Annotated in this window: 16 protein-coding genes; 6 read left to right on the forward strand and 10 right to left on the reverse strand. The window is 42.3% G+C overall.

The window, feature by feature from the left end:
• Nucleotides 1-21: 21 nt before the first annotated feature.
• The 3 genes from ftsW to glsA all read right to left on the reverse strand — a co-directional run bounded on the left by ftsW (nt 22) and on the right by glsA (nt 2,747).
• Nucleotides 22-1,233 (reverse strand): cell division protein FtsW, encoded by a 1,212-nt coding sequence (gene ftsW, locus ACZ07B_RS08675; RefSeq protein WP_464877104.1) that lies wholly within the window; start codon nt 1,231-1,233, stop codon nt 22-24.
• 205 nt (nt 1,234-1,438) lie between these two features.
• Nucleotides 1,439-1,720, reverse strand: a complete 282-nt coding sequence (locus ACZ07B_RS08680; RefSeq protein ID WP_003245286.1) for an Fpa/YlaN family protein — start codon at nt 1,718-1,720, stop codon at nt 1,439-1,441.
• A gap of 97 nt (nt 1,721-1,817) precedes the next feature.
• On the reverse strand, nt 1,818-2,747 hold the full coding sequence (gene glsA / locus ACZ07B_RS08685; protein WP_003232263.1) for a glutaminase A: 930 nt from the start codon (nt 2,745-2,747) through the stop codon (nt 1,818-1,820).
• Nucleotides 2,748-2,849: 102 nt separating this feature from the next.
• Here glsA and ACZ07B_RS08690 point away from each other — a divergent pair, with 102 nt between their 5' ends.
• Nucleotides 2,850-3,335, forward strand: coding sequence for a peptidyl-prolyl cis-trans isomerase (locus tag ACZ07B_RS08690; RefSeq protein WP_464877105.1), 486 nt, complete (start codon nt 2,850-2,852; stop codon nt 3,333-3,335).
• A gap of 2 nt (nt 3,336-3,337) precedes the next feature.
• Here the strand turns inward: ACZ07B_RS08690 and ACZ07B_RS08695 are convergent, their stop codons facing one another.
• Nucleotides 3,338-4,666, reverse strand: a complete 1,329-nt coding sequence (locus ACZ07B_RS08695; protein WP_003245272.1) for a PhoH family protein — start codon at nt 4,664-4,666, stop codon at nt 3,338-3,340.
• A 154-nt stretch (nt 4,667-4,820) separates the two neighbouring features.
• Between ACZ07B_RS08695 and ACZ07B_RS08700 the strand changes: the two genes are divergently transcribed.
• Nucleotides 4,821-5,450, forward strand: a complete 630-nt coding sequence (locus ACZ07B_RS08700) for a YhcN/YlaJ family sporulation lipoprotein (protein WP_464877106.1) — start codon at nt 4,821-4,823, stop codon at nt 5,448-5,450.
• An 82-nt stretch (nt 5,451-5,532) separates the two neighbouring features.
• Nucleotides 5,533-5,742, forward strand: coding sequence for a YlaI family protein (locus ACZ07B_RS08705; protein ID WP_080351412.1), 210 nt, complete (start codon nt 5,533-5,535; stop codon nt 5,740-5,742).
• A gap of 55 nt (nt 5,743-5,797) precedes the next feature.
• On the opposite strand, the gene ACZ07B_RS08710 is transcribed toward ACZ07B_RS08705, so the two are convergent.
• A complete protein-coding gene (locus ACZ07B_RS08710; RefSeq protein ID WP_003232274.1) occupies nt 5,798-6,115 on the reverse strand; it encodes a YlaH-like family protein in 318 nt (105 codons plus the stop codon).
• 56 nt (nt 6,116-6,171) lie between these two features.
• The gene (gene typA / locus ACZ07B_RS08715; RefSeq protein ID WP_003232278.1) at nt 6,172-8,010 is read right to left on the reverse strand and encodes a translational GTPase TypA; all 1,839 of its coding nucleotides are present in this window, start codon (nt 8,008-8,010) and stop codon (nt 6,172-6,174) included.
• A gap of 112 nt (nt 8,011-8,122) precedes the next feature.
• Between typA and ACZ07B_RS08720 the strand changes: the two genes are divergently transcribed.
• Complete coding sequence (locus ACZ07B_RS08720; RefSeq protein ID WP_003245500.1) at nt 8,123-8,311, forward strand: YlaF family protein; 189 nt, start codon at nt 8,123-8,125, stop codon at nt 8,309-8,311.
• 272 nt (nt 8,312-8,583) lie between these two features.
• Nucleotides 8,584-9,195 (forward strand): hypothetical protein, encoded by a 612-nt coding sequence (locus ACZ07B_RS08725; RefSeq protein WP_086343807.1) that lies wholly within the window; start codon nt 8,584-8,586, stop codon nt 9,193-9,195.
• Nucleotides 9,196-9,235: 40 nt separating this feature from the next.
• Here the strand turns inward: ACZ07B_RS08725 and ylaD are convergent, their stop codons facing one another.
• The 4 genes from ylaD to ACZ07B_RS08745 are packed head-to-tail and all read right to left on the reverse strand — an operon-like array spanning nt 9,236 to nt 12,246.
• Entirely contained in the window at nt 9,236-9,529 is a 294-nt protein-coding gene (gene ylaD / locus ACZ07B_RS08730; protein ID WP_014476710.1) for an anti-YlaC sigma factor ylaD, read from the reverse strand.
• Entirely contained in the window at nt 9,526-10,047 is a 522-nt protein-coding gene (gene ylaC, locus ACZ07B_RS08735; protein WP_134155572.1) for an RNA polymerase sigma factor YlaC, read from the reverse strand. Before ylaC ends, ylaD begins: the two co-directional genes overlap by 4 nt.
• Entirely contained in the window at nt 10,047-10,316 is a 270-nt protein-coding gene (locus ACZ07B_RS08740) for a hypothetical protein (protein ID WP_024572390.1), read from the reverse strand. Before ACZ07B_RS08740 ends, ylaC begins: the two co-directional genes overlap by 1 nt.
• Nucleotides 10,306-12,246 (reverse strand): hypothetical protein, encoded by a 1,941-nt coding sequence (locus tag ACZ07B_RS08745; RefSeq protein WP_217002518.1) that lies wholly within the window; start codon nt 12,244-12,246, stop codon nt 10,306-10,308. The genes ACZ07B_RS08740 and ACZ07B_RS08745 overlap by 11 nt, the downstream gene beginning before the upstream one ends.
• A 284-nt stretch (nt 12,247-12,530) precedes the next feature.
• Between ACZ07B_RS08745 and nprE the strand changes: the two genes are divergently transcribed.
• Nucleotides 12,531-14,096 carry a neutral metalloprotease NprE gene (gene nprE / locus ACZ07B_RS08750; protein ID WP_014479700.1) on the forward strand — a complete coding sequence of 522 codons (1,566 nt, stop codon included), beginning with the start codon at nt 12,531-12,533 and terminating at the stop codon, nt 14,094-14,096.
• The last annotated feature ends 180 nt before the right edge of the window (nt 14,097-14,276 follow it).

The raw sequence follows: 14,276 nt of genomic DNA on the forward strand, positions 1-14,276 counted from the left end.
TCCCCTGTACACACTTGTTTTTTACAGATAAACAGTTTTTTTGAGCTGTTTCTTTTTCATTCCCTTCGGCGCCAAGGGCTCTTTCTTTTTCTTATTCTCTGAATATTTCACAAACATGCTGATATTCGCTAATATCCCCATACTCGCCAGCAGCAGCACTAAAGAAGAGCCCCCGTAACTGATAAATGGCAGCGTAACCCCTGTAATCGGAATTAATCCGCTGACACCGCCAAGGTTGATAAACGATTGTATGGCAATCATGCTTGAAATGCCGATCGCCAGAAGACTTCCAAACGGGTCCTCGCATTTTCTGGCTATATAAAAACCTTTAATGACGACAAAGCCCAATAAGAAAACCACAAACAATACCCCAAAAATGCCGAGCTCTTCAGCAATGACAGCCATAATAAAGTCAGTGTGTGATTCAGGCAGATATCCGTATTTTTGGATACTTTCACCGAGCCCCAAGCCGAAAATGCCGCCTGAGCCGATCGCATAATAAGAATTGATCACTTGTAAACCTGATGAATTTGCATACTTAAATGGGTCTTCAAGACTCTCAAAACGCGCCAAACGGCCTTTAGTTAAAATTTGATCCTGATTTAAATAGAGAATCGGGCTGACTAAAATTAAAACAATTCCGCCGAGCAAAAGCAGCCTCACCAGCGTCTTTCCGCTGAAGCCGGAGCACAAGATCATGCACGTCGCAATTAACCCTATAATCATGGCTGTACCGAAATCTGGCTGCATGGCAATTAACCCGCAAATTATAAGCGTCATGACTACCGGAGGGGCTACTCCCGTTAACAGATGGTCGATATAACTTTGTTTTTTTGCATATACGGCTGCAAGGTATAAAATCACGACCAGTTTCACAAACTCCCCCGGCTGAATACTCATTCCGCCGATTTTAAACCAGCTCTGCGCGTTTCCGGCAACATGCCCGAATACAAACAGTGAGATAAGCGCAAGAACAGATACAAGCAGTATCCCCTTCTGAAACCTTTGATGGGCCAGTGCTTTATAAGGAAACAACGCCATGAGAATAAATAGAGCGCCACCCGCAATTAAAGCAAACAGCTGCCGCATGAAGAAAAAATTACTGCTTACTCCATACCGGGAGACAGCCGTAATCATGCTTGAGCTGTATACCATCACTAAACCGAATCCGCATAATAAAACGATTGCGAATATCAGTGAGTAATCATAAGATTTTAGCATTTTTTTTAACATAACATCCTCTTCCCTGCTTCTAACTTCCATTATCTATGGTTTTTATGTATTTATCTTTTTTATTTTACTACAATTTATCAAACGAGACGAAGAATCTCTATACGATTCGGAAGGAATGTGTAAAAAAAGACCGTCTTTTATGAGATGAGAGAAAAATAGCGGTTATAAAAAAACCCAAACTGTTAATAAGTTTGAGTTTTATCATTTATTTAGCTGTAAACGCGTCATGTAAAGCAGACAATTCGCGTTCCAATGTGTATAAAAGGTCTTTACCGTCTTTTTCATCAACCAATCCCAGGCGGACAGCAAAATCGATTTCCCTCGAAAGCCCGAACATTTGAGTATCTAAAACCTCTTCATATAGAGGACATTGAGGCATCGTTAAGTTATCCATTTGTACTCGGATCAGCTTCAAAATCTTCTCAGCGTCCACTTTTAAGAGTTCAAAAGCTTTTTGCCGATGGTCAACTATCATCTCTGAAGCCAAAAGTATCCCTCCGTTCCCCAGGCGAGTACCTAATTCTTCTATTTATCATAAAGGGTATCAACAGAAAATGCAAGAGGATTTAAGCATATGACATAAATTAAAAAATACTCAGCCTGTACATCTCAGACATTATTTCCAAAAGCTTTACACCTGCAATGCTGTTCCCTTTTTCGTCTAATGCGGGGCCGAATATGCCGATCCCGAAATCGTAAGGCGAAATGCCCATAATCCCGCCGGATACGCCGCTTTTCGCAGGAATTCCGACCTTAATTGCGAATTCCCCGCTTGCATTGTACATTCCGCACGTCACCATAAACGTTTTGCAAATTCTAGCGACATCTTTTGAGATGACTTGCTCCCCAGTCTCTGGATGTCTGCCGTTCAATGCAAATACAGATCCGATTTTCGCTAAATCCAGGCTGTTCATCTCAATCGCGCATTGCTTCGTGTATAAATCCATTACTGCTTCTACATCATCTTCAAAAATGCCGTACTGCTTCATATAATAACACATCGCCCGATTAATCATTGAAGTGCTGTATTCAGATTCAGCCACTTCCCGGCAATATGTAATCTCTTGGTTGTTTGTCAGCCTTCTGATAAAAGAAAGCAAATAATCAAGTCTCTCTTTCACCGTTCTTCCTCTTATCAGACTTGTCACTACCAATGCCCCGGCATTAATCATAGGGTTTAACGGCTTGCTCGGATTCACTGTTTCAAGCTTGATAATTGAATTAAACGGATCACCGGTCGGCTCCTGTCCAACATAACTGAAGACCTTATCTTTGCCGTATTCCATTAACACCAAAGCAAGGGAAAGGACTTTCGATATACTTTGAAGCGTAAATGTTTTTTCTACGTCACCTGCTGACAGACAAACATTATTGGAATAATAAATCGCCACTGACAGGTCGTGTTTATCAGCTTTTGCCAAGGCGGGAATATAGCTGGCTACCTCCCCCTTGTCCGTTACTTTTTTCGCCTTTTTCACTAAGGCTTCAAGCTCATCATTATGCCGGCATACCATGCAAACACCCTCGTTCCCTCAGCATTTCAATACACATAATTTGTACACAAAGTGACAATTCATGCGAAAACTTTTATAATTTTGAGAGAAGGGGGTCATATCATGAGCGTTATCCAAGTAAAAGGCAATGTTACATATCCAATTACCATTGATCCAAGCGTATGGATTTTTGATGATCGCAAATTTTCGTTTGACCGCAAAGGGGACAGTCAAGACACATATTTACAATCAGCCGGGGATGAATCAGACCTTGATCCGGAACGCGTCATCAGAGAGGGGCGAATCGCGCCGCCTACATTAAAGACGGAAAAGCAATATGAGAAGCAAAAACTGATGAACGGCAGTTTCGCAATGATACTTGGGACTGTCCTGAAAAATGCTGAGCCGAACAGCTCTGCGACACAATGTGTATTTGTCACAAGTTCGGGAAAGGCCGCCGTTTCTCTGGAAACCGCTCTGAACAGTATTGTCCATTTCAGTGAGGCAGGCAAGCCGATTCAAGAAGGCGGCCCCGTGCATATTTACTTTGAAGACCCGGTTCATCACAAACAGCCGATTACCGATGTAAAAGAGATCGAAATCATTTAATGTTACAGCAAATCAGCTGCGAGCTGGGCGAGACCTGATCTCTCACCTTTTAACAGCTTCACGCTGCCTGAGATGGGTTGTCCTTTAAACCGCTCAACCACATAGGCCAAACCATTGTTCAGACTGTCTAAATATGGGTGATCAATTTGTTCAGGGTCACCCATTAAGACAATTTTACTGCCTTCACCGACTCTCGTCAGCAAAGTTTTCACCTCATGCCTGGTCAAATTTTGCGCTTCATCAATGATAATAAATTGATCTGGAATGCTTCTCCCTCTGATATAAGTCAGCGCCTCTACCTGAATTGAGCCAATTCCCGCCAAAATAGCATCAAGCTCCCCTGGTTTTTTCGCATTAAACAGAAACTCTAAGTTGTCAAAAATCGGCTGCATCCAAGGCTTTAGCTTTTCCTCTTTTTCGCCTGGCAAATACCCGATGTCCTTGCCAACAGGAACAATCGGCCTTGCGACGACCAGCTTTTTATATATTCCCAAGTCTTCTGTCTGTAATAGCCCTGCCGCCAAAGCTAAGAGTGTTTTGCCGGTTCCCGCTTTTCCGATCAGGGTGACAAGCGGAATATCTTCCCGCAGCAAAAGCTCTAATGCCATTGTCTGCTGTACATTTTTCGGCCTGATTCCCCATATATGTTCATCATCAAATACGAGTCTTTTTAATACCGTTCCGGTTTTGTCTGCAATTCCGACTGCCGAGGAGGATCCTCCTAGCTCATCCTTCATTAAAGCAAACTGATTCGGATAAAACGCATGCTGTTTCACATCGTTTACTGAAATTTGATTTTTCCCGTAAAAAGAGCTGAACAGCTGCTGGCTGATATATAAATCTTTATAGCCGCTGTACATTTCATCATTGTCTACAACCCGGTCATTCAAGAAATCTTCAGCAAGCAGTCCGATTGCGTCGGCTTTAACCCTGACCAGTACATCCTTACTGACGAGGATAACCGGCCTGCCATTTTCCTTGGTTTCTTCCTCGAGGCTCAAGTTTTTCGCAACGGCTAATATGCGATTATCGTTCGTCTTTTCAATAAAGATCTCTTGCAGCTGGTGAAACGAACGATGATTCAGTTCAATTCTCAGTGTGCCGCCGGTGTCAAGCGGTACATGCTCATGCAGCCTGCCCTTTTGTCTTAGCGCATCGATTAGCTTAGATACGTGCCTTGCATTCCTCCCAACTTCGTCCATATACCGTTTTTTTGAATCAACCTCTTCTAAAACGACAGCAGGGATGACAACCTCATTTTCTTCAAAAGAAAATATCGCGTTAGGATCCTGTAATAACACATTCGTATCTAACACATAAATTTTACTCAAGTCTCAGCCTCCTGATATAAGGGTCAAAGTTCTTCCTGCTTCTCTTTTGATGAAAAAGGTGAATGCCTGCTAAAATATATGTTTTTGTGCATAAAGATAGAAGGTTAATTCAACAATAAAATTAATGAAAGCATTTTAAGGAGGGAACCCGCAAGTGCGAATTCTTTTCATTATCATACAGCTGACACTTATCCTGTCCGCTTGTGCCTATCAACAAGGAAAACAGGGCCAGAATGTTGAAAAAGAATCAACAAGACAGCAGGAGACTAGACCGATTCACGTAAAGGACACAACTCAAGAAACAAAAGACAATGGAACAAGAACGGATATTGCCAAGCATCTTGTCAGCGTTGCTGAAAAAAACCCCGACGTCAAGGATGCAACAGCCGTTGTGCTGGGAGGCTATGCTGTTGTTGGGATTGATGTCGATGATACTTTGGACAGAAGCAAAGTGGAAACCATTAAATATTCTGTAGCTCAGGCGCTAAAGAATGATCGATATGGCGCCAACGCAGTAGTCATTGCTGATCCCGATACGGTCAGCCGCCTTCGTGAAATGAGCAGAGAAATCAGCGAGGGCCATCCGGTAACAGGCATACTGGATGAATTAGCTGCAATTGTCGGCCGAGTGCTTCCCGAAGTGCCTAACGATGTGATTGACAATGAAGACGAACCGCAAACAAAGCAGCAAAATGACCAATTAAATAGAAAACAGCAACAGGAAATGGAGAAGGAGCAAAACGATCAATCTGATCATCATATGAAAAAGAACAACAATGACTAAGCTATAGCCTTGCGCTTTAGCTTTTTCTTATTTTGGACAGCTTCTGATCCGTGCTATAATACATGTTAGTGAAAGAGGTGATATGATGAGGGTCAAATGTTCTATTTGCGATAAAATTGAAACAATTGATGATGATACCCTGATCGCGAAACGGCTTCGAAACCGCCCGATCCATACATATATGTGCCAAGACTGCCACGATCGGATTGCCAAAAAAACAGAGGAACGGCTGAAAACGGGAAAATTTACTTTTCACCCGGGACAGCAGAAAAAAGAAAAAGTCAAAAAATAAAGCGGCCGCTTAACCATACAGAACACAAAAAAGACTCAGCTTTCAGCTGAGTCTTTTATGATTTTGCAGACTGTCCTTTTTTCGACTGATACAGCCGGATTTTGTAAATGATTAAAATCAGCGCAGCGACGACCAATCCTTCTGCCACGGGCAAAAACACCCCTAAAAAAGTCAAAACAGTGCAGCCCAACGCCAAAAATACATACACCACTGCAGATTTTAATACAGGAAGCCGTTTAGCAAATCCAAGCTTAAATACAATAACGGCCAACACAAAAATCGTGCCGTACAGCAGCCACATGCCTGCCGCAGGCTGCCGGTCTACTTGATATAGAGCGGCGAAGAACGACAGACGTTCGCTTACGTCATTCAAAAAGATTCCCTCCCCTGTAAACGTACGGGTTCTATCTTTTCAAATTCTGCACGAGATTAAGACAATCCTGCTGTTTTTTTCTTTTTAGCTGCTTTTTCACGTTCGTTCTTATTGAGGATCTTCTTTCTTAAACGGATGGATTCAGGTGTTACTTCACAATATTCATCTTCGTTTAAGTACTCTAGAGACTCCTCAAGAGACATGATGCGCGCTTTTTTAATTGTAGTTGTCTGATCCTTTGTCGCGGAACGGACGTTTGTTTGCTGTTTCATTTTGCTGACGTTAACAACAAGGTCATTGTCACGGTTATGCTCTCCAACGATCATTCCTTCGTATACTTCAGTACCCGGCTCAACGAAGATGACACCGCGGTCTTCAATTCCTTGAATACCGTATGATGTTGCTTTTCCGTTTTCCATTGACACAAGTACACCTTGACGGCGTCCGCCGACTTGGCCTGCCTGCATCGGCTGGTAGCTGTCAAACGTATGGTTCAAAATACCGAATCCGCGTGTTAATGATAGGAATTCTGTAGAGTAACCGATCAATCCGCGGGAAGGGACTGTAAAGATGAGACGGACTTGGCCGTTTCCGTTGTTGATCATATCAACCATTTCGCCTTTGCGGGCACCCATTGATTCCATGACAGAGCCAGTATGCTCTTCAGGAACATCAATTTGCACACGTTCAACAGGCTCACAGCGTACGCCGTCGATTTCTTTGATAATAACTTCAGGTTTTGACACTTGAAGCTCATAGCCCTCACGACGCATATTTTCAATTAAAATTGACAAGTGCAGCTCACCGCGTCCTGAAACAACCCAAGCATCAGGAGAAGCTGTTGGCTCAACACGCAAGCTCACATCCGTCTGAAGCTGTGATTGAAGACGCTCTTCGATTTTGCGGGCCGTTACATATTTGCCTTCACGGCCTGCAAACGGACTGTTATTCACGACAAATGTCATTTGAAGTGTCGGCTCATCAATGCGAAGCACCGGAAGCGGATCTTGATGGTCTACAGGACATACCGTTTCACCAACGTTGATATCTTCCATCCCGGAAACCGCAACGAGGTCTCCCGCTTTTGCTTCTTCAATTTCCACACGCTTTAAGCCTTGGAAACCAAAAATCTTTGTAACACGGAATGACTTTGCCGTTCCGTCAAGCTTCATAAGAGAAACCTGCTGTCCGACTTTCATTGTGCCGCGGAATACGCGTCCGATTCCGATACGGCCTACATAGTCGTTGTAGTCAAGAAGGGCAACTTGGAATTGAAGCGGCTCCTCTGCATTATCAACAGGTGCCGGAACATGCTTAATAATGGTTTCATATAAAGCTTCCATGTTTTCATCCTGTTGTTTCGGATCAAGACTCGCTGTTCCATTAATCGCGGAAGCATATACCACCGGGAACTCGAGCTGCTCTTCATTAGCATCAAGCTCAATGAACAGATCCAGAACTTCATCGATAACTTCCTCTGGACGAGCAAAGTCACGGTCAATTTTGTTTACAACAACAACAGGGTTCAGGTTTTGCTCAAGAGCTTTTTTCAGAACAAAACGAGTTTGAGGCATACAGCCTTCATATGCGTCAACGACAAGCACTACGCCGTCAACCATTTTCATAATCCGTTCTACTTCTCCCCCAAAGTCTGCGTGTCCAGGGGTGTCCAAAATATTGATACGTGTATCTTTATAGTTAATCGCAGTATTTTTCGCCAATATTGTAATGCCGCGTTCGCGTTCAAGATCATTAGAGTCCATTGCGCGTTCAGCAACCTGTTCGTTGGCACGGAACGTACCAGCCTGATGTAAAAGCTGATCGACTAGAGTCGTTTTCCCATGGTCAACGTGGGCAATAATCGCGATGTTGCGAAGATCATTTCGAAGTTTCACTTTTTCATCTCCTAAAAAAATTAGATAACTTTCATATTATATCACACATCCTCTTTAAAAGCGTCACGTTTTTCTGTAAACTTAATATAAGACGTAAAAGGGGATGGAAATTATGAAAAAAATGAATTGGCTTTTACTATTATTTGCATTTGCAGCGGTTTTCAGCATTATGCTGATCGGCGTCTTTATCGCTGAAAAAAGCCCTGCAGGCATTATCGCCAGCATTGTACTTGTTTGCGCTGTCATGGGCGGCGGATTTACATTAAAAAAGAAAATGCGCGAACAAGGCTTGCTTGATTAAAAGCATTGCCCCGCCGGCGACATTGTAATCAAAAAACACCGCAAAGAAAGCGGTGTTTTTCATTTCTTTAAGCCTTATCTCCCCTGTTTCTTAGTCAGGAAGATGCAAAACAGCCTACATACATAGACAATCGTTCTAACGGTCACACGTGCAGCCTTCAAAAAGTAGTTCGGCAACGATACGCATAAAATACCATAGCGCCTATTCCTCCACCGGAAACTACTCCCTATAATGGAATTTGTAGCACAATTCACAAAAGGGAGAGAAGAAACATGAAGAAAACATTTGTAAAAAAAGCTATGTTAACGACTGCCGCAATAACCTCAGCTGCTCTATTAACGTTCGGTCCTGATGCAGCCAGCGCAAAAACACTGGTTGATAACACTGCTGTTCAACTCCAGCATCAGGCGAGCACTAATGAAGATCTCAATACATTCATTGATATATTAAATCAATGTATATACGAACAAGACGGTGTATATTATTTTGACAGCGAAAAAGCTGTCGAGTTAGGAATGACAAAAGAAGAGGCTCAGGTAATTGCTACACTCTGGGAATCGACATCAGAATTTTTCAGCATTGTTTCACAATGTGTGTATCTCGAGGATGGAAATTACAAATTTGATACAGAAAAAGCAGTTGAACTTGGCTTCACAGAAAAAGAAGCACTTGCACTTGAACAATTTTTCTCCGCTGTTTCTCTCAAGATTCACATTCTTCAAGCAGCCATTGTGCTACAAGATGATGTGTACAGCTATGATAAAGACGCAGCGCTACAAGCAGGTGCAACGCCACTGCAAGCTGACGTTTATGAAAAACTCTTCAGTGCCCTGTCACAAGAACAGCTTGCCGCTATTTACGATATGATTCATCCCCAGGCTTAATGTGAAAAAGCGCTTGCCGGAATCGGACAAGCGCTTTTTTTTATATCAGCAGTTTGATGATCAGCATCACGGCAACCGCCGCTCCAAACCAGCAGGCGGCTTTCATAATCAGTAATCCATAGTACCTCTGTTTAAAACGCAGTTCTTCTTCCGGCAGAAAAGCCTCCTCAACGGCCTGTTCGCTTTCCAATTCAAATGGCTCAGCCATCGTGTCATACATGTCTCTGCAGCTGCTGCACATTTTTAAATGCTCTTCTATAACGTGTTCCGTTTCTCTTTTACAATCACCTTCAAGATACAGAGGAAGCAGGTCTCTTACTAGAAAGCAGGTCATATCCGCTCCTCCTCTCTACTTTTCGTCATGTTTTTCTTTAGCTCTAATCTAGCCCGGTGCAATGTGGTTTTCACCTTAGAAAGACTCCAACCTAATATCTCAGCGATTTCTTCATAAGAAAGCTCTTGGAATTCTCTTAAAATCAAAACGGATTGATGCTGATTTTTTAACTTCAGGAGCTCCTGCCGCAGTGTTTCGCTTTTCACCGTCCGTGACAGATACTGTTCAGGCTGCTCATAAGTTGTTTGCGTTAACCCTTCATTTTTGCTGATATCAGTAAATTGGTATTTGACATCCCTGCGGTACCAATTGATAAAGGTATGATGCGCAATGGTGTAGAGCCATGTTCTGATGGAAGAATGCCCCCTAAACGAAGCCAGACCGTTAAGAGCTTTCACAAACGTGTCCTGCGCTAAGTCCTTGGCTGTTTCAAGATGATGAGTCCTTCTGAATAAATAATTTAAAATTTCTTGATAATACTGTCGATACAAGTCCTCAATGGAATCCCTATGCTTCATTAAAAGTAAAACCACACCGTCATCCAAATGGCCAATAAAATGAAACAGATATACATGGAAGACAGGTATACTTTCATATATCTGATTTGGCTTTCTTCTTCAGCACCGGGACTTCTCTTTAAACAAGTTTTACTCTTTAAGTCTTCCGCATTCTTTTGGAATTGGGATTCATGCTGTTTCATCCATTCCATTGATTCATCCTCTAGCTCTCCTTCTTTATACAGGTCGTATAGGTCTACAAAAACAGACTCTTTTTCTTTATGATTCATAAAGACTTTTCACCTCTTGTGTTTCTCCATCCACTACATAGGCATCATGGCGATTTGAACCAAACGGCTGAATAATGATCAGCCATGCATAATGCCGTTCATCCCCTCTTTGAACGATAATCGGGCGCATACGCTTTTTGTAAATGACATCCTGATATAGAGAAGCTACTTTTTCGTAAGCCAATGTTCCATTACGATATGTATAGGGGAATGACTGATCAGGTGTATCGCTGTATACATAAACGTTTAGCTGACCTTGATCTTCAAAAAACTCATATGTTTTAGAAGAATCAGTATACATCACCATGTCACCCTGACTGCTTTTTTTCTTCTTTTCTGATCCACGAGCATCGAAGATCGATAATATCTGATGCTGCAGCCGGCTGTTAGCCATTGAGATATTCTTTTTCATCGGAAGCGAAAGACTATGTAAACAACCGGATTCGCCCTCAAATTCCAAAACAATTCCACCTTTTGTTTCCACTCTCACCATGCTTCCGAGCAGGCTATTGCTTTCAATATCAGTGATCTGATAAGGCTGTTTTGAGATGTTCAGTGCTGTAAACATTTGTTCCACTTTATCGTGAATGTTTTGTTCTGTTATATGAACATGCAGAAGAGAGTCAAGCCGATAAATCGAAGGATCTTCACTAAAACCCATTAAGGTTTCCTTTTCCCAATAAAATACCGCGCCATCATCAGCATGATCTTTTTTATGAAGTTGATTTTTCAGGTAAATACGTACGACTGTCTGGCCGTCTTCTTGAGATACCTTTGTTTCGATATGATCCTTATGTAACACACGTCCGTGTCGCTCAAGGAAAGCGATGGACTTTCGCTTGTACTCCTGATTCGTTAGCTTTTTCCCATGTGCTTTTTGTAAGTATTCATAATTACGAATCAGTTGCGATACTTCATCTACCTCAGCTTTATAACCTTTGCTTTCAAATGAGTAGAAATAATGCACATCCATGTTTGTATCGCGCAAATACAATGTCTCATCCGTAGGAAAAAATGACTTTAAAATCTGTTCCGCTTTTTCTGATGAAATGTGCTCCCCGACAAAATTGAATGAATCATGGACATTTGCTGGCTTTGATACAGCGAAAGTAGCCGTTCCTATGTTATATATCGGATTTAACAGCAGGACAAAAAACACCAGGACAGCCATCGTCACCCACTTATTCACACGCACATAAACCTTTCCTGACTTTTGGAACAGATGATAGCTCATCAAAAATCCCGCCATTGCCAAATAAATCGTATATGGCATTACTGCACCATAATCTTTTGAGATTTGATTGGGATATGGCGCAAGCAGCAAGACAAGCAGTCCGATAATCAGCGTATAAAATAAGCCTAGTAAAATCTTATTTGTTCTCCAATACAGCTTAAAAAACACAACATTCAACACAATAGGAAGAGTAATAATGAAAAACAGAAACACGTATGCAATTGGCTCGACTCCATCCGGATTTTCCTTCCAATACGTAAAGAAACTGAATATCATTTGTACGATTGGCAAACTGACAACGGTAAGGTCGAACGTATAAAACTTACCCTTTCCGCCATGATCACGCGGCATCAGCATATAGTGAAAAGCCGTCAGCAGCACATATCCGTATAACAAAAAATGCAGCAGCGGCAGCAGTTCTTTTCCGTCCTCTCTTAAGTAAGCGCTGGTGAAGTTTGTTGATTGCACCTGGTGAATAAGTTCAACAGACACTCCCGCCAGCAGCACAATCCGCAATATAACACCCGCCAAGAACATTGTGCGCTGCCGGTTTATTTTGGGATGATGCACCAAAAGATATAAGCCCGCCAGAACAACAATTGACCATTGAATCAGCAGGGTGCTTTGTCTGCTTAATATAAAATAACGTTCGAAATGCAATACATAATGACTGAATAACTCCAACACGAACAACAATCCTTTACTTCTTATTAAGGCCTCATTCGGTTAGACAGCGGACTTTTCAAAAAGTTTCAAGATGAAACAAAAATATCTCATCTTCCCCTTGATATGCAAAAAACATAACTCTTGAATGAACCACCACATGACACTTGACTCATCTTGATATTATTCAACAAAAACAAACACAGGACAATACTATCAATTTTGTCTAGTTATGTTAGTTTTTGTTGAGTATTCCAGGATGCTAGTTTAATATAACAATATAAAGTTTTCAGTATTTTCAAAAAGGGGGATTTATTGTGGGTTTAGGTAAGAAATTGTCTGTTGCTGTCGCTGCTTCGTTTATGAGTTTATCAATCAGCCTTCCTGGTGTTCAGGCTGCTGAAGGTCATCAGCTTAAAGAGAATCAAACAAATTTCCTCTCCAAAAACGCGATTGCGCAATCAGAACTCTCTGCACCAAATGACAAGGCTGTCAAGCAGTTTTTAAAAAAGAACAGCAACATTTTTAAAGGTGACCCTTCCAAAAGGCTAAAGCTTGTTGAAAGCACGACTGATGCCCTTGGATACAAGCACTTTCGATATGCGCCTGTCGTTAACGGAGTGCCAATTAAAGATTCGCAAGTGATCGTTCACGTCGATAAATCCGATAATGTCTATGCGGTCAATGGTGAATTACACAATCAATCTGCTGCAAAAACAGATAACAGCCAAAAAGTCTCTTCTGAAAAAGCGCTGGCACTCGCTTTCAAAGCTATCGGCAAATCACCAGACGCTGTTTCTAACGGAGCGGCCAAAAACAGCAATAAAGCCGAATTGAAAGCGATAGAAACAAAAGACGGCAGCTATCGTCTTGCTTACGACGTGACGATTCGCTATGTCGAGCCTGAACCTGCAAACTGGGAAGTCTTAGTTGACGCCGAAACAGGCAGCATTTTAAAACAGCAAAATAAAGTAGAACATGCCGCCGCCACTGGAAGCGGAACAACTCTAAAGGGCGCAACTGTTCCATTGAACATCTCTTATGAAGGCGGAAAATATGTTCTAAGAGATCTTTCAAAACCAACTGGCACCCAAATCATCACATATGACTTGCAAAACAGACAAAGCCGCCTTCCGGGCACGCTTGTCTCAAGCACAACGAAAACATTTACATCTTCATCACAGCGGGCAGCCGTTGACGCACACTATAACCTCGGTAAAGTGTACGATTATTTTTATTCGAACTTTAAACGAAACAGCTATGATAACAGAGGCAGTAAAATCGTTTCTTCCGTTCACTACGGCACTCAATACAATAACGCTGCATGGACAGGAGACCAGATGATTTACGGTGATGGCGACGGTTCATTCTTCTCTCCGCTTTCCGGCTCATTAGATGTGACAGCGCATGAAATGACACATGGCGTCACCCAAGAAACAGCCAACTTGATTTATGAAAATCAGCCAGGTGCATTAAACGAGTCTTTCTCTGACGTATTCGGGTATTTTAACGATACAGAAGACTGGGACATCGGTGAAGACATTACGGTCAGCCAGCCTGCTCTTCGCAGCCTGTCCAACCCTACAAAATACAACCAGCCTGACAATTACGCCAATTACAGAAACCTTCCAAACACAGATGAAGGCGATTATGGCGGTGTACACACAAACAGCGGAATTCCAAACAAAGCCGCTTACAACACCATCACAAAACTTGGTGTATCTAAATCACAGCAAATCTATTACCGTGCGTTAACAACGTACCTCACGCCTTCTTCCACGTTCAAAGATGCCAAGGCAGCTCTCATTCAGTCTGCCCGTGACCTCTACGGCTCAACTGATGCCGCTAAAGTTGAAGCAGCCTGGAATGCTGTTGGATTGTAATATTAGGAAAAGCCTGAGATCCCTCAGGCTTTTTTGTTACATATCTTGATTTCTCTCTTCAGCAGAGACAACGAAAAGATGCTGTCATGAGACAGCAACCGCTTCTGATTTGCAAAAAGAGGGATGCAGCCGCAAGTGCGCATTTTATAAAAGCTAATGATTCAGTCCACATAATTGATA

The sequence above is a fragment of the Bacillus sp. 9.4 genome (assembly GCF_055486415.1).

Coding starts and splice junctions, on each gene's coding strand:
- ACZ07B_RS08725 (WP_086343807.1), top strand. CDS start 8,584: ATGAAGAAAACATTTGTAAAAAAAGCTATGTTAACGACTGCCGCAATA.
- glsA (WP_003232263.1), bottom strand. CDS start 2,747: ATGGTATGCCGGCATAATGATGAGCTTGAAGCCTTAGTGAAAAAGGCG.
- ACZ07B_RS08720 (WP_003245500.1), top strand. CDS start 8,123: ATGAAAAAAATGAATTGGCTTTTACTATTATTTGCATTTGCAGCGGTT.
- ylaC (WP_134155572.1), bottom strand. CDS start 10,047: ATGAAGCATAGGGATTCCATTGAGGACTTGTATCGACAGTATTATCAA.
- ACZ07B_RS08690 (WP_464877105.1), top strand. CDS start 2,850: ATGAGCGTTATCCAAGTAAAAGGCAATGTTACATATCCAATTACCATT.
- ylaD (WP_014476710.1), bottom strand. CDS start 9,529: ATGACCTGCTTTCTAGTAAGAGACCTGCTTCCTCTGTATCTTGAAGGT.
- ACZ07B_RS08705 (WP_080351412.1), top strand. CDS start 5,533: ATGATGAGGGTCAAATGTTCTATTTGCGATAAAATTGAAACAATTGAT.
- ACZ07B_RS08740 (WP_024572390.1), bottom strand. CDS start 10,316: ATGAATCATAAAGAAAAAGAGTCTGTTTTTGTAGACCTATACGACCTG.
- ftsW (WP_464877104.1), bottom strand. CDS start 1,233: ATGTTAAAAAAAATGCTAAAATCTTATGATTACTCACTGATATTCGCA.